At 64.5% G+C, this 23,023-nt stretch carries 24 protein-coding genes; 17 read left to right on the top strand and 7 right to left on the bottom strand.

Annotated features, from left to right (window positions below):
* Positions 1-10: 10 nt before the first annotated feature.
* From dnaX to recR, 3 genes are read left to right on the top strand one after another with little or no spacing between them, the layout of a single operon-like run.
* Positions 11-1,891 (top strand): DNA polymerase III subunit gamma/tau, encoded by a 1,881-nt coding sequence (dnaX, locus tag VITFI_RS13130; protein ID WP_089417346.1) that lies wholly within the window; start codon positions 11-13, stop codon positions 1,889-1,891.
* 38 nt (positions 1,892-1,929) lie between these two features.
* Complete coding sequence (locus tag VITFI_RS13125) at positions 1,930-2,256, top strand: YbaB/EbfC family nucleoid-associated protein (protein ID WP_089417345.1); 327 nt, start codon at positions 1,930-1,932, stop codon at positions 2,254-2,256.
* A 16-nt stretch (positions 2,257-2,272) separates the two neighbouring features.
* Positions 2,273-2,857, top strand: a complete 585-nt coding sequence (recR, locus tag VITFI_RS13120; protein WP_089417344.1) for a recombination mediator RecR — start codon at positions 2,273-2,275, stop codon at positions 2,855-2,857.
* Here recR and VITFI_RS13115 read toward each other — a convergent pair whose 3' ends face one another.
* Both VITFI_RS13115 and gloB read right to left on the bottom strand, forming a co-directional pair.
* Positions 2,858-4,189, bottom strand: coding sequence for a transglycosylase SLT domain-containing protein (locus VITFI_RS13115; protein ID WP_089417343.1), 1,332 nt, complete (start codon positions 4,187-4,189; stop codon positions 2,858-2,860). It lies immediately after the preceding gene.
* Positions 4,186-4,971: a hydroxyacylglutathione hydrolase gene (gene gloB / locus VITFI_RS13110; protein ID WP_089417342.1), complete on the bottom strand. Its 786-nt coding sequence runs from the start codon at positions 4,969-4,971 to the stop codon at positions 4,186-4,188. Before gloB ends, VITFI_RS13115 begins: the two co-directional genes overlap by 4 nt.
* Between gloB and VITFI_RS13105 the strand changes: the two genes are divergently transcribed.
* Both VITFI_RS13105 and rnhA read left to right on the top strand, forming a co-directional pair.
* Positions 4,970-5,725, top strand: a complete 756-nt coding sequence (locus tag VITFI_RS13105; protein ID WP_198301476.1) for a class I SAM-dependent methyltransferase — start codon at positions 4,970-4,972, stop codon at positions 5,723-5,725. The two genes, gloB and VITFI_RS13105, sit on opposite strands and share 2 nt — an antisense overlap.
* Positions 5,722-6,168 (top strand): ribonuclease HI, encoded by a 447-nt coding sequence (rnhA, locus tag VITFI_RS13100; RefSeq protein ID WP_198301475.1) that lies wholly within the window; start codon positions 5,722-5,724, stop codon positions 6,166-6,168. The genes VITFI_RS13105 and rnhA overlap by 4 nt, the downstream gene beginning before the upstream one ends.
* 7 nt (positions 6,169-6,175) lie before the next feature.
* Here the strand turns inward: rnhA and moaA are convergent, their stop codons facing one another.
* The 5 genes from moaA to VITFI_RS13075 all read right to left on the bottom strand — a co-directional run bounded on the left by moaA (position 6,176) and on the right by VITFI_RS13075 (position 10,843).
* Positions 6,176-7,315 (bottom strand): GTP 3',8-cyclase MoaA, encoded by a 1,140-nt coding sequence (gene moaA, locus VITFI_RS13095; RefSeq protein ID WP_089417340.1) that lies wholly within the window; start codon positions 7,313-7,315, stop codon positions 6,176-6,178.
* A 48-nt stretch (positions 7,316-7,363) separates the two neighbouring features.
* Positions 7,364-8,077 carry a C40 family peptidase gene (locus VITFI_RS13090; protein ID WP_089417339.1) on the bottom strand — a complete coding sequence of 238 codons (714 nt, stop codon included), beginning with the start codon at positions 8,075-8,077 and terminating at the stop codon, positions 7,364-7,366.
* Positions 8,077-9,759: a PhoH family protein gene (locus tag VITFI_RS13085; protein WP_089417338.1), complete on the bottom strand. Its 1,683-nt coding sequence runs from the start codon at positions 9,757-9,759 to the stop codon at positions 8,077-8,079. The genes VITFI_RS13090 and VITFI_RS13085 overlap by 1 nt, the downstream gene beginning before the upstream one ends.
* Positions 9,760-9,866: 107 nt before the next feature.
* Entirely contained in the window at positions 9,867-10,343 is a 477-nt protein-coding gene (locus VITFI_RS13080; RefSeq protein WP_089417337.1) for a peroxiredoxin, read from the bottom strand.
* Positions 10,344-10,471: 128 nt separating this feature from the next.
* The gene (locus tag VITFI_RS13075; RefSeq protein ID WP_089417336.1) at positions 10,472-10,843 is read right to left on the bottom strand and encodes an Mth938-like domain-containing protein; all 372 of its coding nucleotides are present in this window, start codon (positions 10,841-10,843) and stop codon (positions 10,472-10,474) included.
* An 84-nt stretch (positions 10,844-10,927) separates the two neighbouring features.
* Between VITFI_RS13075 and VITFI_RS13070 the strand changes: the two genes are divergently transcribed.
* The 12 genes from VITFI_RS13070 (at position 10,928) to VITFI_RS13015 (ending at position 23,018) form a co-directional block, all read left to right on the top strand.
* Complete coding sequence (locus VITFI_RS13070) at positions 10,928-12,151, top strand: pyridoxal phosphate-dependent aminotransferase (protein WP_089417335.1); 1,224 nt, start codon at positions 10,928-10,930, stop codon at positions 12,149-12,151.
* A 57-nt stretch (positions 12,152-12,208) separates the two neighbouring features.
* A complete protein-coding gene (locus VITFI_RS13065; RefSeq protein WP_089417334.1) occupies positions 12,209-13,519 on the top strand; it encodes a homoserine dehydrogenase in 1,311 nt (436 codons plus the stop codon).
* A 73-nt stretch (positions 13,520-13,592) separates the two neighbouring features.
* A complete protein-coding gene (locus VITFI_RS13060) occupies positions 13,593-14,933 on the top strand; it encodes a P-loop NTPase family protein (protein WP_089417333.1) in 1,341 nt (446 codons plus the stop codon).
* Positions 14,902-16,881 carry a tetratricopeptide repeat protein gene (locus tag VITFI_RS18700; RefSeq protein ID WP_089417332.1) on the top strand — a complete coding sequence of 660 codons (1,980 nt, stop codon included), beginning with the start codon at positions 14,902-14,904 and terminating at the stop codon, positions 16,879-16,881. Before VITFI_RS13060 ends, VITFI_RS18700 begins: the two co-directional genes overlap by 32 nt.
* Positions 16,878-18,101 carry a hypothetical protein gene (locus VITFI_RS13050; protein ID WP_089417331.1) on the top strand — a complete coding sequence of 408 codons (1,224 nt, stop codon included), beginning with the start codon at positions 16,878-16,880 and terminating at the stop codon, positions 18,099-18,101. Before VITFI_RS18700 ends, VITFI_RS13050 begins: the two co-directional genes overlap by 4 nt.
* 26 nt (positions 18,102-18,127) lie before the next feature.
* On the top strand, positions 18,128-19,552 hold the full coding sequence (gene thrC, locus VITFI_RS13045; protein ID WP_089417330.1) for a threonine synthase: 1,425 nt from the start codon (positions 18,128-18,130) through the stop codon (positions 19,550-19,552).
* Positions 19,553-19,569: 17 nt separating this feature from the next.
* Positions 19,570-20,100 (top strand): molybdopterin-guanine dinucleotide biosynthesis protein B, encoded by a 531-nt coding sequence (mobB, locus tag VITFI_RS13040; RefSeq protein ID WP_089417329.1) that lies wholly within the window; start codon positions 19,570-19,572, stop codon positions 20,098-20,100.
* An 11-nt stretch (positions 20,101-20,111) separates the two neighbouring features.
* Positions 20,112-21,371 carry a molybdopterin molybdotransferase MoeA gene (locus tag VITFI_RS13035; protein ID WP_089417328.1) on the top strand — a complete coding sequence of 420 codons (1,260 nt, stop codon included), beginning with the start codon at positions 20,112-20,114 and terminating at the stop codon, positions 21,369-21,371.
* Positions 21,372-21,390: 19 nt separating this feature from the next.
* Positions 21,391-21,642 carry a molybdopterin converting factor subunit 1 gene (gene moaD, locus VITFI_RS13030; RefSeq protein ID WP_089418153.1) on the top strand — a complete coding sequence of 84 codons (252 nt, stop codon included), beginning with the start codon at positions 21,391-21,393 and terminating at the stop codon, positions 21,640-21,642.
* Between the two features lie 4 nt (positions 21,643-21,646).
* Positions 21,647-22,138 carry a molybdopterin synthase catalytic subunit MoaE gene (gene moaE / locus VITFI_RS13025; protein ID WP_089417327.1) on the top strand — a complete coding sequence of 164 codons (492 nt, stop codon included), beginning with the start codon at positions 21,647-21,649 and terminating at the stop codon, positions 22,136-22,138.
* Complete coding sequence (locus tag VITFI_RS13020) at positions 22,135-22,530, top strand: CrcB family protein (protein WP_089417326.1); 396 nt, start codon at positions 22,135-22,137, stop codon at positions 22,528-22,530. Before moaE ends, VITFI_RS13020 begins: the two co-directional genes overlap by 4 nt.
* Positions 22,531-22,532: 2 nt before the next feature.
* Complete coding sequence (locus tag VITFI_RS13015; protein ID WP_089417325.1) at positions 22,533-23,018, top strand: flavin reductase family protein; 486 nt, start codon at positions 22,533-22,535, stop codon at positions 23,016-23,018.
* The last annotated feature ends 5 nt before the right edge of the window (positions 23,019-23,023 follow it).

The raw sequence follows: 23,023 nt of genomic DNA, 5'->3' as shown, positions 1-23,023 counted from the left end.
ATGCGCGGCCATGAGTTACGTCGTCCTGGCCCGCAAGTATCGGCCGCACAGCTTTGAGCAAATGGTGGGGCAGGATCATGTGGTCAAGGCCCTCACGCACGCCTTGCAGCAGCAGCGCCTGCACCATGCTTACCTGTTCACGGGCACCCGTGGCATTGGCAAAACAACGGTGTCGCGCATCCTCGCCAAAAGCCTGAACTGCACCGGGCCGGACGGCAGCGGCGGCATCACCGCCCAGCCCTGCGGCCAGTGCGCCGCCTGCCGCGAGATCGACGCGGATCGTTACATCGATTACGTCGAGCTGGATGCCGCTTCCAACCGTAGCATTGACGAGGTGCGCGAGCTGATCGAACGCGCCGCCTACAAACCGACCGTGGGCCGCTTCAAGGTCTTCATGATCGACGAGGCGCACCAGCTCACCAAGGATGCGTTCAACGCCCTGTTGAAAACGCTGGAAGAGCCGCCCGAGTACCTGAAATTCGTGCTTGCCACCACCGACCCGGAGAAGATGCTCCCCACGGTGCTGAGCCGCTGCCTGCAATTCAACCTGCGCCCGATGGCGCCGCAAACCGTGGCCGAGTACGTCGGCCAGGTGTTGCAAGCCGAACAGATTGCCGCCGATGCGGGCGCGCTGCGCCTCATCGGCCGGGCGGCACGCGGTTCGATGCGCGATGCGCTCTCCCTCACCGACCAGGCGATTGCCTACGGTGGCGGCAAGCTGGAAGAAGACGCCGTGCGCGCCATGCTGGGCGCGGTGGATCGGCGCCACGCCCAGCGGCTGGTGGTCGCCTTGGCGCAACGCAATGGCCGCGAGGTGCTGGCGCAGTGTGACGGGCTGCGTTCACAAGGGCTGTCAGCGGCGGGTACGCTGGAAGAAATGGCCCGGCTGTTGCAGCAAATGGCCGTGGAGCAAACCGTGCCCGGCGCGCTGGACCCCACCGACCCGGACACTGAAGCCGCCCGCGAACTCGCCCCCCACTTGGCGGCGGATGAAACCCAGTTGCTCTACAGCATGGTGTTGCATGGCCGCGCCGAGTTGAGCTTGGCACCGGATGAATATGCCGGGCTGGTGATGGTGTTGTTGCGCTTCTTGGCCTTCCCGCCGCAGGAAAGTGCGAGTCGTGGCAACGCGGCGCCGGTGGCAGCGCGATCGCCTGCGCCCGTGATGCTGCCTCCACCACCTCCGCCTCTTGCGGCGCCGGTTGCGGCTCCGGTTGCTGTCCCGCTGCCGTCCCCCACGCCCGTGCCGATGGCCGCTCCCGTGCCCGCACCCGTGCCGCCGCCGCCAGCCCCCACGCCCAGCGTGCGAGCGTCCACCCCACCCGACGATGACGGCCCGCCCCCGTGGATGGATGAAGCGCCCCTGCCCGGCGAGGTGATCGGGCGGGCGCCGGTGCGTGCAGCCTCACCGGCTGTTCCGGCTCCGCCGCCCGTGCCGGTGCCCGCTCCCGTGGCACCACCGGTGGTGGCGACGGTGCAGGCACTCACCACGTCCCCTTTGGGCGATCACTGGGCGGGGTTGGTGATGCGCTTGGTGAGTGAAGCCGGTTTGAGCGCCATGGCGCGTGAGCTGGCCTTGCAAGCCCAACTCGTGGCCTGGCCCGAAAACGACACGGACGATTGGCAACTGCAAGTCGAGCGCGATACCTTGCTGCTCCCGGCCCTGTCCGACAAGCTGGCGCAGTGCCTGACCCAATTGCTAGGCCGTCCGCAGCGTGTCCAAGTGCGCCAAGGCGCGGTGCAAGACAGCCCCGCTCGCCGTGCAGAAGCCCTGCTGCGTCAACGGCAGCACCAAGCCGAACAAGCGATCCATGACGATGTGTTGGTGCAAGTCCTGCTGGAACAATTCAGCACCGCTCGCATCGTTCCCGGGTCGATTCGGCCCGCGTAAATTTCTCTCAACCCTCTTCGATAACAAGGACTTCTCTCATGATGAAAGCCCAACTGGCCGGTCTGATGAAGCAGGCGCAAGCCATGCAAGACAACCTCAAGCGTGCTCAGGATGAGCTGGCCACGATCGAGGTGGAAGGCCAGTCCGGTGCCGGGCTGGTCAAGGTGGTGATGACGTGCAAGTACGGCGTCAAGCGCGTCACCATCGACCCGAGCCTGCTGGCCGACGACAAGGACATGCTGGAAGACCTGGTCGCCGCTGCGTTCAATGACGCCGTGCGCCGCGCCGAAACCACCAGCCAAGAAAAGATGGGCAAGATCACCGCCGGCATGCCCCTGCCTCCCGGCATGAAGTTCCCGTTCTGACGCGACAGGCCCGAGCGTGGCAGACCGGCTTCAGTTGTTGATCGATGCGCTGCATGGACTGCCCGGTGTGGGCGTCAAGTCCGCGCAGCGCATGGCCTATCACCTGTTGCAACACGATCGGCATGGTGCCATGCGGTTGTCGCAAGCGTTGGCCGGTGCGGTGCAAACGGTACATCACTGCACCCGCTGCCACACGTTCACCGAAGACGAGGTGTGTCCCATCTGCCTCGATCCGGGGCGCGATGCACGCCAGCTCTGCGTGGTGGAAACCCCCGCCGACCAAGCCGCCATGGAGCGCACCGGCAGCTATCACGGGCTGTATTACGTGCTCATGGGGCGCATGAGCCCGTTGGAGGGCATCGGTGCCAGCGAACTCGGCATGGAATTGCTGACGCGCCGGGCCGTGGATGGTGTGGTGGAGGAGGTGATCCTCGCCACCAGTTTCACCGCTGAGGGCGAAGCCACCGCCCACATTCTGGGAGAAGGCTTGCGCCAGCACGGTTTGGTGGTCACGCGGCTGGCGCGTGGGGTGCCAGCGGGCAGTGAGCTGGAATACGTGGATCTCTCCACCATCGCTCACGCCCTGGCCGATCGACGCTGATCAGCGCATCGCCACCTTCACGCCTGCACGGGCGCGGGCCGTGGCACGAACCGGCTTGCCACGATGGGCCGCCGATGCCAGTCGCACCCCCGCCTTGCGCTTGCCCTTGGCCGTGCGCACGGCGTACTCGGGCGACAAGGCCATGGTGCCGCTGTCCGCCACATGCGCGGACACGTCGGCTTGCTGGTCGTGGGCGCGGACCACCAGCAGAGTCGAACCTTCTTTGATCTTCACACGTGCGGGAATTCGGTTGACTTCACGCAGCGCCGTTTCATCCATGTTGACCAGCTCGGCGGCTTGAGCGGGCGTCAAGGTGCTGGGGGCAACCCACGCTGTCCAAGAAGCCCACGGGCCTGGGTGGTTGGCCAAGTTGGCGCGGAAGCGTTCCGCGTTGTCGAAGGGGAGCAACAGGTGTTCCGTGCCAGCCGCCAGGATCACCGGTTTGTTCATCTGCGGATTCAGGCGGCGGAACAGATCCTCCGAAACTTCCGCCAGCCGGATCGCCACATCCACATCCATGTCCCGCTCGACCGGAACCGTGTCAAAGAAGGGATGGTTGGCGATGGCGGGCAACGCCACTTGGTAGGTGTCTGGCTGGTTGATGATGTTCTTCAATGCCAGCAATTTGGGCACGTAGTTGCGCGTTTCCCGAGGCATGCGCAGGCTCATGAAATCGGTCGGGCGGCCCGCTTTGCGGTTGGCGTTGATGGCGCGGCGCACGCTGCCTTCACCCCAGTTGTAGGCGGCCAGCGCCAGATGCCAGTCATCAAACATGCCGTGCAGTTGCGACAGGTAATCCAAAGCAGCCCGCGTCGAGGCCAGCACGTTGCGCCGATCGTCCCGGAAAATGTTTTGCTTCAGATCGAAACTGCGCCCCGTGGACGGGATGAACTGCCACATGCCCGCCGCCTTGGCCACCGACACGGCCTGCGGATTGAACGCACTCTCCACGAACGGCAACAAAGCCAACTCGGTTGGCATGCCGCGCTTTTCGATTTCTTCGACGATGTGGAACAGATAAGGCTCGCTGCGGGCGGTCATGCGGGCCAAGGCGTCACGCGAGCGGATGTAGGCTTTTTCGTGCTGTGCGACCAACGGCGCTTGCAGCTCAGGCATCACAAAGCCTTGACGGATGCGCTCCCACAGATCGACGGCGACCGGGGCGGGCGCCTCAACCACCACCGGTGCCACGACGGGCTCCGGCAAAGCCACCGGTTGAGGTTCGGGAGGAGCCGCCTGCTGCACGGAAGCACAACCAGTGACCAGGGCGACTACGACAGACAGGCTCAAAAAGCGCAGCCACGAGGGAGAGGGGCGAAGGGCTATCGTCATCGGTATCGGTTCTTCCACAGACGCAGGGTTGTGAACACACTCAGACGGTCGGCTGAAGCCGCGCCTTGAGCCTGCGCGCGGGCCACCACGGCGGGGGTATCGCATCGCAGGAACGGATTGATCCGACGCTCCCGCGCCAGATCGGAGGGCAAAGTGGGTTGCCCAGATGCACGCCACCGCTGGCACAGCTGCTGGTGCGCGAGGATGTCCGGGTTGTCCGGCTCCACCGCGTGGGCAAACGCCAAGTTGGCGAGGGTGTACTCGTGGGTGCAGCACACCCGGGTGTCATCCGGCCAGGCGGCCAGGCTGTCCAGCGAGGCCAGCATTTGCGCCGGCGTACCTTCAAACAAGCGGCCACAGCCCGCGCTGAACAAGGTGTCACCACAAAACAGCACAGGGCGGGGGGATGCAGCGTGTTCCAGTGGCACAGCGGGCAGGCCGTAAGCCCAGTGATCCAGCGTGTGCCCCGGAACAGGCCAAGCTTGCACGCTCAATCCGGCCCAGGTCAGGGTGGCGGGTGGGCTTTGGACGCTGGGAAACTGCGTTGCCAGCGTCGCTGGCCCCCACAACGGGCCTTCCAAGCGAGCCCACAGTTCTGCCACGCCCCCGACATGATCGACGTGGGTGTGCGTCACTAGAATGCCGGTCAGCCGCAGATGTTCGCTGTCCAACGCACGGTGTACAGGCGCTGCCTCCCCTGGATCGACCACGAGGGCTTGAACCCCATCGTGGAGCATCCAGATGTAGTTGTCAGTGAGGGCAGGGAGTGCGACCAGTTTCATGACGAATCAGGCTGCGATTATAGGGATGGGGGATTGGCTGGAAACGCCCCCCGGTCACCACTTGATGGCGTGGGAACAAGGGCTGCTCGATGAGGTCGTGGCCGACGTGTTCGGCTACCACGCGCTGCAACTGGGATTGCCGGAGCTGGACGCCCTGCGCGCCAACCGCATGCCGCACCGCTGGGTGGGGCACACCGAATCCCCGGTCGGGTTGGGGCAGGGGCGTCGCGTGGGCTTGCACTGTCTGCCGGAGGCGCTGCCTTTTCCAGGGGAGTCGCTGGATTTGGTGGTGTTGCCACACACGTTAGAGCTGTCAGACGATCCGCACCAATGTTTGGCCGAAGCGGTGCGCGTGCTGCGGCCCGAAGGGCGGGTGGTCATTTGCGGATTCAACCCAGCCAGTTTGTGGCGATGGCGCCGGGAGGGTTTGCCAACAGCCGTCGAGTGGCTGCACCCGCGCCGCGTGCGCGACTGGCTGAGGCTGTTGAGCTGCGAATTGGCAGCCCAGCACCACGGGCTGTACCGGCCACCGTTTCACACCCCAGGATGGCTGGTGCGCTCTGCGTGGATGGAAGCTTGGGGGGCACGGTGGTGGCCGCCATTCGGAGCAGCCTACATGATTGTGGCCATCAAGCGGGTGCGTGGCATGCGTTGGGTGGGGCTGGCTCGCTCGGCGCGGCAGACGGCGTCATCGGGCCGAGCGGTGCCGGTGCTGGGGCGGGTGCCGCGTGTGCCTGACAATCCGGCCCCATGATCACCGAAGTGACGATTTACACCGACGGCGCCTGCAAAGGCAACCCGGGCCCAGGCGGATGGGGCGCATGGCTGCGCGCTGGCCGACACGAAAAATCCCTGTGCGGCGGCGAGTGGGACACCACCAACAACCGCATGGAACTGTTGGCCGTGATTGAAGCGCTGTCCGTTCTGAAGCGGCGCTGCCAAATTACGCTCTACACCGACAGCTCTTATGTCAAGGACGGGATCACCAGCTGGATCCAAGGCTGGAAGCGCAAAGGCTGGCGCACGGCCAGCGGCGGGGCGGTTAAAAACGTCGATCTGTGGCAACGCCTGGATGCCCTGGCCCAACAGCACGATGTGGACTGGCGTTGGGTCAAGGGCCACGCCGGCGACCCCGGCAACGAACGCGCCGACGCCTTGGCCAACCAAGGCGTGGCCCAACTCCAAGCCACACGTTGAGGCCGAATCAGCCGCCGATGTAATGCATTTCCACTTTGCGTTGCCCGGAGCCGGGTTGCGCTTGGTGGCTGCCGCGCAGCAGGGAATAGCGGTCGTCCCGCTGTTGCCAGAGTTGGGCGAGGGCGGCCGTGAGGTCGGCATCGCTGGCGTGGTCTTGGCGCAGCAGGTGACGCAAGTCGTAACCCTGCGAGGCGAATAAACACAGGAACAGCCGGCCCTCGGTGGACAAGCGGGCGCGGTTGCAATCCCGGCAAAACGCACGGGTGACGCTGGAAATCACCCCCACTTCGCCGCGCCCATCGGCATAGACCCAACGCTGGGCGGTTTCTCCGGGCGTGTTCGGTTCGAGCGGCACCAGGGGCCAGTGCTGGTGCAGCAGCGCCACCACCTCGGCGGAGGGGAGGACCTCGTCCATGCACCAGCCGTTGGTGGCGCCAACGTCCATGAACTCGATGAACCGCAGGATCACCGCGTCCCCATAACGCTCCCGGAAATGGTGCGCCATCGGCACGATTTCGTGCAAATTGACACTGCGCTTGACCACCATGTTGACCTTGATCGGCCCGAGCCCGGCGGCCAGGGCAGCGTCGATGCCGGCCAGCACGTCCGCCACCGGAAAGCCGACATCGTTCATGCGCTGAAACACCGCATCGTCCAGCGCATCCAAACTGACGGTGACACGCTGAAGCCCCGCTGCCTTGAGAGCCACCGCTTTGCGGGCCAACAAACTGCCGTTGGTGGTGAGGGTCAGGTCGGGGGGCAGGCCGTCGAGGGTGCGCAGTTGCGCCAGCATGGCAATCAACCCCTCGACGTTCTTGCGCAGCAAAGGTTCCCCGCCTGTCAGGCGCAGCTTGCGCACGCCATGGGCCAGGAAAATGCGCGCCAACCGGGTGATTTCCTCAAAACTCAACAGCGCGGGGTGGGGCAAAAAGGTGTGATGTTTATCGAACACCTCTTTGGGCATGCAGTAGCTGCACCGAAAGTTGCAGCGGTCGGTCACGGAGATGCGCAGATCACGCAGCTCACGGCCCCAAGCATCTTTCAGGAGATCGCCCACGGAAAAAGCCGCCTCGGGGGCGGCTTTCGGCAAGGACACGGTCGGCGGCAGATGCCGCCAGTCGGTCAACGCAATGACTTTTTCACCCATGCAGCGAATTGTGCCGGCAGCCGGCCCATCCGCTGGCTGGGTGAGGGTTTACTGTGCCTGAACTTGGGTGCCTGGGCGCACAGCGGTGTCCGGCGTGGGGACGCGGCGGGCACCGTTGAAGCGGCTGGACCAGTAGGCATCGCGCATGTCTTCGACTTTCACAGCCAAACCGGTGCGCGGGGCGTGAACGAATTTGCCGTCGCCCAAATAGATACCGACGTGTGAGAAGGTCTGACGCAGGGTGTTGAAGAACACCAAATCGCCCGGCTTCAGGTCGTTTTCTTGAATGCGCAGCAGGCCCGGCAGGTTGGCTTGCTCGGCGGCGCGGCGCGGCAGGATCAAGCCAATGCTGTTTTCGAAGATATGGCGGGTGAAACCGGAGCAGTCAAAGCCGTTTTCCACCGTCGTGCCGCCCCAGCGGTAGCGCACGCCGATGAAATCCATGGCGGTCAGCACCAACGAGGAAGCTTGTTCTTGCACCTGATTGAACAGGTTTTGAGACGAGGAGGCGGCACTCTCGACGCTGCCGGCCAAACCGCTGCTTTGCAGCAGTCGCAACACCGGATTGGACGAAGATGCGGGCGCTTCTTCCGGGGCTGCGCTTGCGGGCAAGCTGCCCAAGCTCAGCACCAGGGCCAGCGCACAGCCTAACAGTCGTTTGAACGGTTGCAAGGTGAGATCCGAGTGAGTTGAAGTCAGCGCCCGGGGCGCACGGCCTTGCAGCTTAGGGATGCACCGGTTCAATGTCAAGTCAAGGGTCATCAAAGCACCTCGGAAGCGAAGTCGGCCAAACGCGAGCGTTCACCGCGTGCCAGCGTGATGTGCCCGGCGTGCGGCCAGCCCTTGAAACGATCCACAGCAAAAGTCAGGCCAGAACTTCCTTCCGTGAGATACGGCGTGTCGATCTGGGCCAGATTGCCCAGGCAAACGATCTTGGTGCCCGGCCCGGCCCGGGTGATGAGTGTCTTCATTTGCTTGGGTGTGAGGTTCTGAGCTTCGTCAATGATGACGAATTTGTTCAAAAACGTTCGCCCCCGCATGAAGTTCAAACTCTTGATGCGAATTTTGCTGCGCACCAAATCCTGCGTGGCGGCACGCCCCCACTCGCCGCCATGCCCATCGGAACGGGCCAGCACTTCGAGGTTGTCATCCAGCGCACCCATCCACGGGCTCATTTTTTCTTCTTCGTTGCCGGGCAAGAAACCGATGTCTTCGCCCACAGGCACCGTCACCCGCGTGACGATGATTTCGCTGTAGCGCCGCTCGTCCATCACTTGGGCCAGGCCCGCTGCCAAGGTCATCAGCGTTTTGCCGGTGCCAGCGGTGCCGGTCAGGGTGATGAAGTCGCACTCGGGATCCATGAGCAGATTCAGTGCGAAGTTTTGCTCACGGTTGCGCGCCACCACGCCCCAGACGGCGTGCTTCGGGCTGGTGTGATCACGCAGGGTTTTGAGCACAGCGGTTTTACCCGTGATCTCGCTGACCCGGGCGTGCAGCGGCGCTTCCCCCGGCGCTTCCAAGTAAACGAACTGGTTGACCGTCAACTGCGCCACCAGCGGGCCGCTGATGCGGTAACACGTCGCACCGCCTGGTGTCGTCCAGCTCTCCATGGTTTTGCCATGACGCTGCCAGAAGTCTGCCGGCAGGGCCAGGGCGCCGGTGTAGAGCAGGTCGCCGTCTTCCAGTGTTTTGTCGTTGAAATAGTCCTCGGCGGCCAAACCCAGCGCCCGGGCTTTGACGCGCATGTTGATGTCCTTGGACACCAGCACCACTTCGCGCTGTGGATGTTGTTCACGCAACGATTGCACGACGCCCAGAATCTGGTTGTCTGCCTTACCTTGAGGCAGGCCAGCGGGCAGTTTGGTTTCCAGGAACTGGGTCTGGAAAAACAGCTTGCCCCCCGCTTCACGACGGCCCGTTTTGGCCAGCGGGATGCCATCGGCGGGTGCGAGTGAGCTGTCGGCGGCCAGTGCGTCCAGTTCGCGGCTGACTTGGCGCACGTTGCGCGCCACCTCGCTCATGCCTTTCTTGTGCCCGTCCAGCTCTTCGAGCGTGATCATGGGCAGATAGACATCGTGCTCATCAAAACGGAACAGGGACATCGGATCGTGCATCAGCACGTTGGTGTCCAGCACGAAAAGTTTGGGCGCCTTGGACGCTGCGGCGATTGGCGCGACGGGCGCACGCGGCGCCGCTGCCGGGCGCTTGGTGCGGGGTTTGCGTTCTGGTGCGGGGGTTGCCACGGCTGCCACCGGCTGGGGTTCAGGTTGAACAGGAACCTGGGGCGCAGAAACCACTTCGTCAAGCGCCGGGGTGACGGGTGCGCTCACCGCAGCACGTGGTTTGCGTGAGCGAGGCGTCGGGGGTGATTGCGGCGCGAGGGTCTCGAACGCGGTTTCGGGGAGCACGGTGGCACGGGTCGTCGGAGCTTTGGGCAGAGGCATGGCATGAATCAGAAACGACAAAGCCGCACAGCGAGGCTGTGCGGCTTTGTGGTGAAGGTGTCGGCGTGCTGGGCAACGGCGATGGGCATCGCCGCATTATGCACAGCTCAGGCTGGCTGCTTGAGCTCTTGCACGGCCTTGAGAACTTCCTCAACATGCCCGGCTACTTTGATGCCGCGCCACTCTTGGCGCAGCACGCCGCGCTCGTCGATCAGGAAGGTCGAGCGCTCGATGCCTTTGACTTTCTTGCCGTACATGATCTTGTTTTTGACCACGCCGAACATGTGGCAGAGCTTTTCCTCGGTGTCCGCAATCAATTCGAAGGGCAGGCCCAAGTTCTGTTTGAACTTGTCGTGCGAGGCCATGTTGTCCCGCGAGACACCGAACACCACCGCGCCGGCCTGGACGAATTCTGCGTGCTGATCGCGGAATTGCATGGCCTCGGTGGTACAACCCGGGGTGTTGTCTTTCGGGTAAAAATACAGCACGACAGCTCGACCGAGAAACGCCTGAGGCGTGAATTTCACCCCGCCTGTGGCCTGTGCTTCAATGTCCGGAAGGGGTTTGTTGAGAGCTGGCGTCATGATGTTCTGTCTTTCTGGTGCTCCGGATCGGCTCCATGGAGCGTAGCCCGTTATTATAGAGTCAAGCCAAGGTGCGCCCCGTGCGTGCCAGACTGGCGCGGGCGGCTACTGCGCGTGTCTTGAGCGTGTCACGCCAGCAAGAAAGCCCCCACGACTTTGCGCCCCTCGTTCACCAACACGTTGTAGGTGCGACAAGCCGCAGCGGTGTCCATGGTCTCCATGCCGATGCGGCGTTCAATCAGGCACCGATAAAGCTGCGGTGAAATGAACTGCAACTTGGGGCCGCTGCCAAAAATCACCACTTCGGGCTGGAATGCGGCGATGCGCTCGAAATGCGCCGGCGTCAGCTCCTGCGGGCGGGTGGCCGGCCAGGCTTCGGCGTCACCGACCCAGGGCACGACCAAGCTGGTGGTGAACGGCGTCTGATGCACCCAGATGCGCTGGGCTTCGAGTTTGGCGATGACGTTGACGCCATCCAGATGGTCAGGTTGAAACTTCAAGGCAGCCTTCGCGGGTGGGGAACGGCGGGCGCAAACCCTATGGTTAAATTATAGGTTTTCACCCCGCAGCCAGGAGAGTGTGGTTTGAAGCCCATCGCCAAATCCAGCAAGCTTGCCAACGTCGGCTATGACATCCGTGGGCCCGTGCTGGACAAGGCGCGCCAAATGGAAGAAGAAGGCCACAAAATCATCAAGCTGAACATCGGCAACGTGGCCGCGTTTGGCCTGATGCCGCCGGATGAAATCATCCAAGACATGATGCGCAACCTGCCCGACGCGGCGGGTTACACCGACTCCAAAGGCTTGTTCGCCCCGCGCAAGGCGGTGGTGCATTACTGCCAAGAAAAGCAGATCAAGGGCGTCACCATTGATGACGTTTACTTGGGCAATGGTGCGTCCGAGCTGATCGCCATGAGCATGAATGCGCTGCTGGACAGCGGCGACGAGGTGCTCATTCCCTCACCGGATTACCCGCTCTACACCGCTGTGGTGTCGCTGTCTGGCGGCACGCCGGTGCATTACCGCTGCGACGAGGGCTCGGGCTGGATGCCCGACTTGGACGACATGCGCGCCAAGATCACGCCCAACACCAAGGCGCTGGTGATCATCAACCCGAACAACCCGACGGGCGCGCTGTACCCGCGTGAGGTGCTCGAAGGCATTGTGGAAATCGCCCGTCAGCACCAGTTGATCGTGTTCGCCGACGAGATTTACGACAAGACGCTGTACGACGGGGCCACCCACACCAGCATCGCCTCGTTGGCCGATGACGTGCTGTTCCTCACCTTCAATGGCTTGAGCAAAAACTACCGTTCGTGCGGCTACCGCTCGGGCTGGATGATCGTGTCGGGCAACAAGCGCCGTGCCAAGGACTACATCGAGGGCCTGAACATGCTGGCCTCGATGCGCCTGTGCGCCAACACGCCGGGCCAGTTGGCAATTCAAACGGCGCTGGGCGGCTACCAAAGCATCAAGGATTTGGTGGCGCCGGGCGGGCGCTTGGCACGTCAGCGGGATTTGGCCTATGACCTGCTGACGCAGATCCCGGGCGTGAGCGTGGTCAAACCCAAGGCGGCGCTGTACATGTTCCCGCGCCTCGATCCGAAGATGTACCCCATCGCCGACGACCAGCAATTCGCCTACGAGCTGCTGGCCGAAGAGCGGGTGTTGATCGTGCAAGGCACAGGCTTCAACTGGCCCGACCCGGATCACTTCCGTCTGGTGTTCCTGCCGAACACCGACGATCTCACGGAGGCCGTGGGCCGCATCGCCCGCTTCCTCCACGGCTACCGAAAGCGCAACGGTTGACGCCGGGCGCTTGAACGTGGCACTTTCTCCCCTAGACCCCCACTGTTGAGCAATTCCATGAAACCCATCCAGGTCGGCCTTCTGGGCATCGGTACCGTCGGCTCCGGCACCTTCAAGGTGCTGCAACGCAACCAGCATGAAATCATGCGTCGTGCGGGCCGGGGCATTGAGATTGCCATGGTGGCCGATCTGGACGTGGAGCGCGCCCGCGCTGTCGTCGGTGACGCAGCCGAGGTGGTGAGCGACGCCCGCCAGATCATCGCCAACCCGGCCATTGACATCGTGGTCGAGCTGATCGGCGGCTACGGCATCGCCAAGGCGCTGGTGTTGGAAGCCATCGCCGCTGGCAAGCATGTGGTCACAGCCAACAAGGCGCTGCTGGCCGTTCACGGCACCGAGATTTTTGAAGCCGCCCGCGCCAAGGGTGTGGTAGTGGCGTTTGAAGCGGCGGTGGCCGGTGGCATCCCCATCATCAAGGCGCTGCGTGAGGGCTTGACGGCCAACCGCATCGAGTGGATCGCCGGCATCATCAACGGCACGACGAACTTCATCCTGTCCGAAATGCGCGACAAGGGCTTGGATTTCGACGTGGTGTTGAAAGAAGCCCAACGCCTGGGCTACGCCGAAGCCGACCCGACTTTCGACATCGAAGGCGTGGACGCCGCCCACAAAGCCACGCTGATGAGCGCGTTGGCCTTTGGCATTCCGGTGCAGTTTGACAAGGCGCATGTGGAAGGCATCACCAAGCTGGCTGCCGCCGACATCCGTTATGCCGAGCAACTGGGCTACCGCATCAAGCTGCTGGGCATTGCCCGTCGCCAAGAAGCGGGCATTGAGCTGCGCGTACATCCGACGCTGGTGCCGGCCAAGCGTCTGATTGCCAACGTCGAAGGCGCGATGAACGCCGTGATGGTGCAAGGCGATGCCGTGGGCACGACGCTGTACTACGGCAAGGGCGCTGGCTCGGAGCCGACCGCTTCGGCGGTGGTGGCCGATTTGGTGGACATCACCCGCCTGCACACCGCTGACCCGGATCACCGCGTGCCGCACCTGGCCTTCCAGCCGGATGCGCTGGCCGATACGCCGATCCTGCCGATCGAGCAAGTGCGTACCGCGTTCTACCTGCGCTTGCGCGTGGCCGATGAAGCCGGTGTGCTGGCCCGCATCACCAGCATCCTGGCCGAGAACGACATCAGCATCGACGCTGTGTTGCAACGCGAAAGCGCCGAAGGCGAGAAGCAAACCGACCTGATCATCCTCACCCATGTGACGGTGGAAGGCCCCATGCGTGCCGCCTTGGCCGCCATGCAGGCCCTGCCGACGGTGGTGGCGCCGATTGTGAGTTTGCGGACGGAAGAGCTGGCCTGATCGCTTTTTTGACAGCCTTTCCCGGCGGTGCGCGTGCAGTTGGGAAAGTGCTGTGACACACCGGAGTTCGCCCATGCCAGTTTCTCCCGAGAAACGTGCTCAACTGAAGCAGCTCTACAACGCGTTGGCGGATCGAGTGCTTGAGCCGGACGATCCGGTGTACGTCAAACAGGTGAACGCTCAAGGGCCTTCGGGCACGGATGCCGTGTCCGAGATGGTCAACGAGATCGACTTTCAAGAAGGCGGGGGCGTTTGCCTGTTCACTGGTCAGCGCGGCACTGGCAAGAGCACCGAGCTGAAACGGTTGCAAGCCGAGTTGGATCAGCCCAAAACGCTGGGGACAGTGGCTTATTACGCTGATCTTTCCGAGTATGTGCTGCTGACCAAGCCGGTTGAGATCAGTGATTTTTTGATCTCCATGGCTGGGGCGCTTTCCGATCGGGTATTGGCGGATGATCGGTTTGATCAAGCTTTGGCCGGGCGCAGCTACTGGGCTCGACTGAGCGGTTTTCTGGCAACCACGGTCGAGTTCAAGGATGTTGGCCTCAAGATCGCTGATTTTGCCGAGCTGAAAGCATCGCTCAAGAGCGACCCAGATTTCAAATCGCGCATTCAGTCTGCCGCCCGTGGTCATGTAGCGCGGTTGGTACAGGATGCACACGCCTTTTTTGCCGAGGCCGTGGATGCCCTGCGCAAGCAGGCTGGCAACGATCAACTCAAGGTGGTGCTGCTCGTGGATTCGATCGAGCGCATCCGTGGCGTGGGTGATGAGGCCATGTCGGTGTACGAAAGCGTGCGCAACCTGTTTTTTGCGCATGCAGAGCACTTGCGCATTCCTGGCCTGCATGTGGTGTACACCGTGCCACCTTATCTCTCGATCTTGGCGGCTGGCGCGGGGGCGTTGATGGGCGGCGCTTCGGTGCGTCGTCTGGTCAGCACGCACGTTTTCAAGGATCGCAGTCGGGAGCCGGATGGTGAAGGCATCGCCCTGATGCGCCTTGTGCTGGCTGAGCGCTTTGCTGCATGGGAACAGGTGTTCAGCCCGGAGGCCGTGAACGACTTGGCACAAAGCTCCGGCGGCGACTTGCGCGAATTCTTCCGCCTGTTGCGCCAGTGTCTGCCGTCCATCCGTGATGAGAGCCAGTTACCGCTGAGTGTGGAAGCTGTCAAGCATGTGAAAGTAGCTGCTCGGGCGGAAATGCTGCCCATTCCAGCGGATCACTTGACGTGGTTGCAGCGAATTGGCCAGACGCACGACACCTGCCTGCCCTCGGATGCGCAGTTACCGCTGCTGGCGCATTTCCTGGACAACCGTTTGGTGATGAACTACCGCAACGGCAGCGACTGGTACGACGTCCACCCGCTGCTGCGGGATGTCGTAGATGCCCATGGCGCTCAATCCGCTGCTGCCTGACGGCATTACGGAGGATCAGGCCGTGGCGCTGCTGCGCCACCTGGAATGGCAGGCGGACTCCTTTTCCGTGGTGGTGGTGTTCGCAGAACAGGGGCCTGCGGTGTCCTTGTTTTCCTGGTTGGGGTGCCACGTGGAGCTGGCACCCATGGTGCGGCGCGAGGCGCCAGATAAGCTGTTGGATGCGCCTGAAAGTTGGCTGGATGAGTGTTTATGCCATCTGACAGCCGAGCCTCCGTTGCCTGGGGCGACTTGGCTGTTGTTGCAGCGGCACCCGCACGACAAGCTCTGGCATCAGGCGCGCCGCGCCTTTTTGATGCGCCTGAATGAACGGCGTTTTCTGCTGGAAAAAAGCAGCCCCCGGCCCTTGGTGGTGGTGTTGCCAGTGGACTTCCGGCTCGAAGCTCCCCAGGTGATGCCGGATCTGTGGCACGTGCGTGCCTTCAGTTTGGTGCTGGCGGCGCGCACTGAAAGTGCGGCGGCCACGGTCGTTCCTTCGCGTGAACTGTTGCCGGTGTCCTCCGCGCCTGGGGTGCCGGGTCATGTTTTGTCCTTGTGGCAGGCGGTACAAGCTAAGCGTGGGAACGCTCCGTGGGACGAAGGTATTTTTCTGGCGTTGCCGCGTGCAGCTTGTGAGGAATTGCTGGCGCTGGGGCGTGTGGCCGAGGCGCGTGCTTTGAGCTTGCAGGTGCTGGCGGAAAGCCGGCGTCGTTTGACAACTGGTGAGGCTGACCGACCCGAGGCGTTAAGGGATGTATCGGTGTCGCTGGATGACGTGGGGAGAGTGGCGCAGGCGCAGGGCAAGTGGGAAGAGGCGCAGAGGGTGTACCAGGAGAGCCTGGAGATTCGCCGGCAGTTGCTGGAGAGGCTGGGGCCCACACCGGAGGCGCTGCGCGATGTGTCGGTGTCGCTGGACAACGTGGGCAGAGTGGCGCAGGCGCAGGGCAAGTGGGAAGAGGCGCAGAGGGTGTACCAGGAGAGCCTGGAGATCAGCCGGCAGTTGCTGGAGAGGCTGGGAGCCACACCGGAGGTGCTGCGGGATGTGTCGGTGTCGCTGGATAACGTGGGGAGAGTGGCGCAGGCGCAGGGCAAGTGGGAAGAGGCGCAAAGGGTGTACCAGGAGAGCTTGGAGGTACGCTGGCACTTGCTAAAGAGGTTAGGGGCGATGCCTGAGACGTTACGGGATGTGTCGGTGTCACTCAATAACGTCGGGAGAGTGGCGCAGGCGCAGGGCCAATGGGAAGAGGCGCAGCGGGTGTACCAGGAATGTCTGGAGATCAGCCGGCAGTTACTGGAGAGGCTGGGTGCCACGCCGCAGGCGCTGCGTGATGTGTCGGTGTCGCTGGACTGCGTGGGGGGAGTGGCGCAGGCGCAGGGCAAGTGGGAAGAGGCGCAGAGGGTGTACCAGGAGAGCCTGGAGATCAGCCGGCATTTGCTGGAGAGGCTGGGAGCCACACCGGAGGCGCTGCGCGATGTGTCGGTGTCGCTGGACAACGTGGGGAGCGTAGCGCAGGCGCAGGGCAAGTGGGAAGAGGCGCAGAGGGTGTACCAGGAGAGCCTGGAGATCAGCCGGCATTTGCTGGAGAGGCTGGGAGCCACACCGCAGGCGCTGCGCGATGTGTCGGTGTCGCTCAATAACGTGGGCAGAGTGGCGCAGGCGCAGGGCAAGTGGGAAGAGGCGCAGAGGGTGTACCAGGAGAGCCTGGAGATTCGCCGGCAGTTGCTGGAGAGGCTGGGTGCCACGCCGCAGACACTGGGTGACCTGGCGCTGGTGCTGTTGGCCTTGGCCGATATCCCCGGTTTGGCGCAGGCCCCCCAGTGGCGGGCCGAGGCGCTGAACCTCACACAACAGTTGGTGCAGCGCCTTCCAGACGTGCCACGTTATGCACAACGGCTGGCGGCACTGCAAGCAGCTCACGCCAAACTTCGACCAGAGGAAGGTGCGCAATGACCGCCCTGCACCGTACATTGCTGCGCCAAGCGCAGCGACCCGCCGCACCACAAGGCCACCTCACCTACCTCATCGGCCCCCCCAGCACCGGCAAAACCGCCCACCTCACCGCCCTGGCCGACGCCCTCACCAGCCCGACCCAGCGCGCCTACCGCCTCGATCTGCTGGCCTACCTGCCCGACACCACCCCGCTGGACACGCTGGAGCTGTTGCTCCTCGTCGCGGTGGCGCTGGCCGATCGCCTTAGCAAACCCGATGCTCTGGGCCACGCCGACCCCTTCGAGCCCATCGACCCAGCCCTGCAAGCCCTCAGCCATTGGTTGGTGACGGAAGCTGAGCTGGATTGCGTCACGCCGGGTGTCCTGTACACCGAATTTCAGCGCCGCGCCAACGGCCTGCTGCGCCCGCTGCGCGCCCTTCACCCCGACCGGCGCGAACCGATGGTGCATGACCTGCGCCAGCTCATCGGCCAAATGGTGCTGGCCCTGAAAACCCGCCATCAACTGCGCAGCGTCGTGCTGCTGGTGGATTCGCTGGAGCGTCTGCGGGCGCCGGGCCAAGCGTTGGAAGGCGTCATGGCCCGCATGTTGACGGTGTTCGACCACGATTTGCCCCTGCTGCGCCTGCCCCACGCCGCCACCGTTTACAGCGCGCCGGCGGGGCTGGCCGCTTGGCCGCATCTGGTGCCCCTGGTGGATGCGTGCGTCTGGCATGCGGCGCGGGCGGTGCATCGCCCGGGGAATCGGGCACCCGACGAAGCGGTGTTGGCCGAGCTGCGCGCCGCTGCCGAACCCGCGTGGCCCGAAGCCCAGGCGCTTGACGCCGCAACGTGGCACACCCTGCTGTGCGCCAGCGGCGGCCAGATCGGCGTGCTGCACCGTTTGCTGTCGGACACGCTGGATGCGTTCGACGATCAACCCGATCTGAGCGCCGCGTTGCCCGCCTTGCTCGCCCGCCATGCCGACGCCCTCTGGAGCCCGTTGTTGCCCGAGGATCACGCGCTGCTGCGCCGCGTCTACCAGCACCAAACCCTGAGCCTGGCGCACGCCGACGACCGCCCACGCCTGGCCGCATTGCTCGAAAGTCAAGCCCTGCTCGCCTACCGCAACGCCGCCGGTCAGCAGTGGTTTGACGCGCATCCGCTGCTGTGGCCGTGGGTGTCCGAACCCATGCCCGCGTCGGTACCGGACGAGGCAGGCGACAATCCGCCTTCCAACTGAACCGCCTTAGCACTGCGCCCTTCACCGTGAAGTACATCAGCACCCGTGGCGACGCCACCCCCCGCGCTTTTTGTGAAATCCTGCTCGAAGGTCTGGCACCCGATGGCGGCCTGTACCTGCCGGTGAGCTATCCGAAAATTGACGACGCCACGCTGACCCGCTGGCGTGGCCTGTCGTATGCCGAGCTGGCCTACGAAATCCTCAGCCTGTTCATCGACGACATTCCCGCCGCCGACCTGAAGGCGCTGGTGAGCAAAACCTACACCGCCGAGGTGTTTGGCACCGAAGCCATCGTGCCGGTGCGTGCGCTGGTCGAGAACGGTCAGCCTTCGGGCTTGCACATCGAAGCCCTGTCCAACGGCCCGACGCTGGCCTTCAAGGACATGGCGATGCAACTGCTGGGCAACCTGTTCGAATACGAACTGGGCCGCCGGGGCGAAGAGTTGAACATCCTGGGCGCTACCTCGGGCGACACCGGCAGCGCCGCCGAATACGCCATGCGTGGCAAAAAGGGCGTGCGCGTCTTCATGTTGAGCCCTTATGGCCGCATGAGCCCGTTCCAACAGGCGCAGATGTACAGCCTGCAAGACGCCAACATCCACAACCTGTCGGTGGAAGGCGTGTTCGACGATGCGCAAGACATCGTCAAGGCCGTGTCGAACGACTTGGCCTTCAAGCGCCAATACAAGATCGGCACCGTCAACTCCATCAACTGGGCGCGGCTGCTGGCGCAGGTGGTGTACTACTTCGCGGGCTACTTCCAAGTCACCAAGCACAACACCGAGCGCGTGAGTTTCACCGTGCCGTCGGGCAACTTCGGCAACGTCTGCGCCGGCCATGTGGCGCGCATGATGGGCCTGCCGGTGGCGCATCTGGTGGTGGCCACGAACGAAAACGACGTGCTGGATGAGTTCTTCCGCACCGGCACCTACCGCGTGCGCGGCAGCGCCGACACCTACGAAACCTCCAGCCCGTCGATGGACATCTCCAAGGCGAGCAACTTCGAGCGTTTCATCTATGACTTAGTGGGCCGCGACGGCGCCCGCACCAAGGCGCTGTTCGGCGATGCCCTCAGCCAATCCGGTGCCTTCACCATCACGGACGAAGAGCGTGTGGCGATGGCGGGTTACGGCTTCCAATCCGGCAGCAGCTCACACGCCGACCGTTTGGCCACCATCCGCAGCACCTGGGAACGCTTCGGCTCGCTGATCGACACCCACACCGCCGATGGTGTGAAGGTGGCCGCCGAGCACGTCGAAGCCGGCGTGCCGATGATCGTGCTGGAAACCGCCTTGCCGGCCAAGTTCGCCGAAACCATCCGCGAAGCCGTGGGCGTGGAGCCGTCGCGCCCGGCCAAGCTCGAAGGCATTGAGGCGCTGCCCAAGCGGTTCACCGTCATCAAGCCGGAAACGGCGCGGGTGAAGGCTTTCATCGAACAGCACTGCGCCTGAGCGCCCAGGTTCACACGATGAAAGTGGTGGGTTTCTGCGGCGCTTCGGGCGCCGGCAAGACCACGCTGATGGCCGGTGTCATCGCCGGCTTGAAGGCAACGGGGCTGCGTGTCTCGGTGGTCAAGCACACGCACAAAAACTTCGACATCGACCACAGCGGCAAAGACAGCTTTCGCCACCGTGAGGCCGGCGCGTTTGAAGTGGTGATCGCCAACGGCCATCGCCTGGCCAAGGTGCGCACCTACGACGACGAGCAAAGCATCGAACCGCACGGCCTGCTGGCCGAGCTGGCGGCGTGCGATTGGGCCTTCGTCGAAGGGTTTCGCCATGCCGATCTGCCCAAAATCGAAGTCTGGCGCGAGGGTGTGGGCCGGCCGGTGCTGTACCCGGACGATGCGCGTGTCATCGCCATCGCCACGGACGACCCGGCACGCTTGCCCGTGCCGCCGCACATCCCCGTGCTCAACATGAACGACCCGGCTGCGCTGGTGGCTTTTTTGTTGGCCCGCAGCGCGCAGCACGACTACACGCCTCCCCAGAGAGGCTGAAGGAGACCCCGATGGCCGACCCGACCGCGCCGGCGCCCCGCGCCCCGCAGCCGCTCTTGCCTTTGGACGAGGCACTGGCCCGCCTCACCGCCCTGGCGGCTGAACGTCGCCTCACCGAAACCGAAGTGCTGCCGACCTACGCCGCGCTGGGGCGTGTGCTGGCGCAGGCGCTGGTGTCGCCGCTGGACGTGCCGCCAGCCGACAACACTGCCATGGACGGCTACGCCCTGCGCGCCGCCGATGTGGCGGCGGTGGGCACGGTGCTGCCGGTGTCGCAACGCATTCCGGCAGGTGTGGTGGGCCAACCGCTGGCAGTGGGCACGGCGGCGCGCATCTTCACCGGCGCCCAGGTGCCGCCCGGCGCCGACGCCGTGGTGATGCAAGAGCAGTGCGAAGCGCTGCCGGGCGCGGTGCGCGTCAACACCGTGCCGCAGGCCGGCCAATGGGTGCGCCGCCGGGGCGAGGATGTGACCACCGGCGCCGTGGCCCTGGCCGCCGGCACGCGCTTGACGCCGCAAGCGCTGGGCCTGGCCGCCACCCTCGGTGCGGCGCGGGTGACGGTGGTGCGCCGCCCGCGTGTGGCGCTGTTTTCCACCGGCGACGAGCTGGTGATGCCGGGCGAGCCGCTCAAACCGGGCGGCATTTACAACTCCAACCGCTACACCTTGCTCGGCCTGTTGCACACGCTGGGCTGTGAGGTGAGCGACTTGGGCATCGTGCCGGACAACCTCGCCGCCACCCGCGCCGCCCTCAAATCGGCTGCCGATGAGCACGATCTGATCTTGACTTCGGGGGGGGTGTCCGTCGGCGAGGAGGATCACCTGCGCCCCGCCGCCCAGGCCGAGGGGCGCATCGAGTTGTGGCAGTTGTCCTGCAAGCCGGGCAAGCCGCTGGCGGTGGGCGCCATCACGCGCAGCGGCGCGGCGGGCGAGGCGCTGCTCATGGGGCTGCCGGGCAACCCGGTGTCCAGTTTCGTCACGTTCTTGTTGACGGTGGCGCCGGTGCTGCGCGTGCTGCAAGGTGCGTCCGGCGCGCTGCCGGTGGCCGTGCCGCTGGTGGCCGCGTTTGATCTGCCGCGCACCGACAAGCGCCGCGAGTTCCTGCGCGCCCGCCTCACCCCGGAGGGTCGCTTGAGCCTGTTCCCGAACCAAAGCTCGGGCGTGCTCACGTCCGCCGTGTGGGCCGATGGGCTGATCGACCACCCTGCCGGCGCCACCATCGCAGCGGGCGACGTGGTGCGTTTCCTGCCCTTCCACGCCTTGATGGCCTGAGTACCGGACGATGAAGGTGATGAACATCCAATTGCGCTTTTTCGCCTCCCTGCGTGAAGCCTTGGGGCCGCAGCACGCGCTGACGCTGCCTGCCGGCGCCACTGTGGGCAGCGCCCGTGCCGCCTTGCTGGCGCAGGGGGAGCCGTTCGCCAGCGCCCTGGCGCCGGGCCGCGCCCTGCGCGCCGCCCTCAACCAAACCCTGTGCGACGACACCGCCGCGCTGAAGGACGGCGACGAACTCGCCTTCTTCCCCCCCGTGACCGGAGGCTGATGCCATGTCCACCGCCCGCGTGCGAATCCAACAGGCCGATTTCGACCTCGGCGCCGAAGTGGCCGCCCTGCGTGCCCAGGATGCGGGCGTGGGCGCCGTGGTGAGTTTCGTCGGCACGGTGCGCGACCGCAGCGAGGGCAGCGACGTGTCCGTCATGGAGCTGGAGCACTACCCCGGCATGACGGAAAAAGCCATCGAAATCATGATCGACGCCGCCTTGGCGCGGTTTGACATCCGCGCCACTCGGGTGATCCACCGCGTCGGCGTGCTGGCGCCGTGTGAGCAAATCGTGCTGGTGGCGGTGACGTCGGCCCACCGAGGCGCGGCCTTCCAAGCCTGCGAGTTCCTCATGGACTACCTGAAGACGCAAGCCCCGTTCTGGAAAAAGGAAACCACTCCCGAGGGCGCCCGCTGGGTAGACGCCCGCGTCAGCGATGACGCCGCGTTGGCACGCTGGGGACTGGCTTCGAACAACGCTGGCGCGTTGGCGCCATGAGTGCTGTGGCTCAACCGGCATGGCTGCTGGGCCTGGCCGTGGCGCTGGGCGGTGGTGTCGGGTCGGTGCTGCGCTGGCGCATCGGGCTGTGGCTCAATCCCTTGGCGCTGCCTTTTTCAGCTGGCACGCTGGCGGTGAATTGTGTGGGCGGCTTGCTCATCGGCTTGCTGGTGGTGTGGTTTGAAGAGCACCCCAGCGAGCTGGGCCGCTTGGCGCTCATCACCGGCGGGCTGGGGGGCTTGACGACGTTTTCGGCGTTTTCGGCGGAATCCCTGTCGCTGCTGCTGCGTGGTTTGCCGGGGCTGGCGCTGGTACACAGCTTGGCGCACTTGTTGGGCGCGCTGGCCTGTGCCGCGCTGGGCTGGTGGCTGGGCCGACTGATTTGGACTTGAACATGCAACTGGATCCCAAAGCCCTGCGCCATGCGCTGGGGCGCTACGCCACCGGCGTCACCGTCATCACCTGTCGCAACGCCCAGGGCGAGCGCTTGGGGTTGACGGCCAACTCGTTCAACTCGCTGTCACTGGATCCACCGCTGGTGCTGTGGGCGCTGCGCACCGCCAGCACCCATTTGGCCGATTTTCAGCAGGCCACGCACTTTGCGGTGAACGTGCTGGGGCAAGACCAGCTCGGCCTATCCCAGCGCTTTGCCAGCCCGGTGCCGGATCGGTTTGCCGAAGGCGCTTGGCACGACGGCCATGGCGGCGCCCCCGTCCTGGCCGGCGCGGTGGCGGTGTTCGAATGCGCCACCACCCAACAGTTGAACGCGGGCGATCATGTGTTGTTCATTGGCCAGGTGCTGAACTTCGCACAAGACGCCACGGTGGCGCCGCTGCTCTACCAAGGCGGCGCTTACCGGCGTTTGGGCCCCGCACTTTGAGGGGG

The organism is Vitreoscilla filiformis, assembly GCF_002222655.1.
Lineage (GTDB): Bacteria > Pseudomonadota > Gammaproteobacteria > Burkholderiales > Burkholderiaceae_C > Ideonella > Ideonella filiformis.
This window is presented reverse-complemented; position numbering and strand designations above follow the sequence as displayed.

Excerpts from the sequence above, each read along its gene's own strand:
- dnaX (WP_089417346.1), top strand. The coding sequence starts at position 11 with ATGAGTTACGTCGTCCTGGCCCGCAAGTATCGGCCGCACAGCTTTGAG.
- VITFI_RS13080 (WP_089417337.1), bottom strand. The coding sequence starts at position 10,343 with ATGACGCCAGCTCTCAACAAACCCCTTCCGGACATTGAAGCACAGGCC.
- moaD (WP_089418153.1), top strand. The coding sequence starts at position 21,391 with ATGAACATCCAATTGCGCTTTTTCGCCTCCCTGCGTGAAGCCTTGGGG.
- moaE (WP_089417327.1), top strand. The coding sequence starts at position 21,647 with ATGTCCACCGCCCGCGTGCGAATCCAACAGGCCGATTTCGACCTCGGC.
- VITFI_RS13090 (WP_089417339.1), bottom strand. The coding sequence starts at position 8,077 with ATGACCCTTGACTTGACATTGAACCGGTGCATCCCTAAGCTGCAAGGC.
- VITFI_RS13035 (WP_089417328.1), top strand. The coding sequence starts at position 20,112 with ATGGCCGACCCGACCGCGCCGGCGCCCCGCGCCCCGCAGCCGCTCTTG.
- VITFI_RS13105 (WP_198301476.1), top strand. The coding sequence starts at position 4,970 with ATGACGAATCAGGCTGCGATTATAGGGATGGGGGATTGGCTGGAAACG.
- VITFI_RS13065 (WP_089417334.1), top strand. The coding sequence starts at position 12,209 with ATGAAACCCATCCAGGTCGGCCTTCTGGGCATCGGTACCGTCGGCTCC.
- VITFI_RS13050 (WP_089417331.1), top strand. The coding sequence starts at position 16,878 with ATGACCGCCCTGCACCGTACATTGCTGCGCCAAGCGCAGCGACCCGCC.
- VITFI_RS13060 (WP_089417333.1), top strand. The coding sequence starts at position 13,593 with ATGCCAGTTTCTCCCGAGAAACGTGCTCAACTGAAGCAGCTCTACAAC.
- VITFI_RS13125 (WP_089417345.1), top strand. The coding sequence starts at position 1,930 with ATGATGAAAGCCCAACTGGCCGGTCTGATGAAGCAGGCGCAAGCCATG.
- gloB (WP_089417342.1), bottom strand. The coding sequence starts at position 4,971 with ATGAAACTGGTCGCACTCCCTGCCCTCACTGACAACTACATCTGGATG.
- VITFI_RS13115 (WP_089417343.1), bottom strand. The coding sequence starts at position 4,189 with ATGACGATAGCCCTTCGCCCCTCTCCCTCGTGGCTGCGCTTTTTGAGC.
- VITFI_RS13020 (WP_089417326.1), top strand. The coding sequence starts at position 22,135 with ATGAGTGCTGTGGCTCAACCGGCATGGCTGCTGGGCCTGGCCGTGGCG.
- VITFI_RS18700 (WP_089417332.1), top strand. The coding sequence starts at position 14,902 with ATGCCCATGGCGCTCAATCCGCTGCTGCCTGACGGCATTACGGAGGAT.
- moaA (WP_089417340.1), bottom strand. The coding sequence starts at position 7,315 with ATGGGTGAAAAAGTCATTGCGTTGACCGACTGGCGGCATCTGCCGCCG.
- VITFI_RS13085 (WP_089417338.1), bottom strand. The coding sequence starts at position 9,759 with ATGCCTCTGCCCAAAGCTCCGACGACCCGTGCCACCGTGCTCCCCGAA.
- VITFI_RS13015 (WP_089417325.1), top strand. The coding sequence starts at position 22,533 with ATGCAACTGGATCCCAAAGCCCTGCGCCATGCGCTGGGGCGCTACGCC.
- mobB (WP_089417329.1), top strand. The coding sequence starts at position 19,570 with ATGAAAGTGGTGGGTTTCTGCGGCGCTTCGGGCGCCGGCAAGACCACG.
- rnhA (WP_198301475.1), top strand. The coding sequence starts at position 5,722 with ATGATCACCGAAGTGACGATTTACACCGACGGCGCCTGCAAAGGCAAC.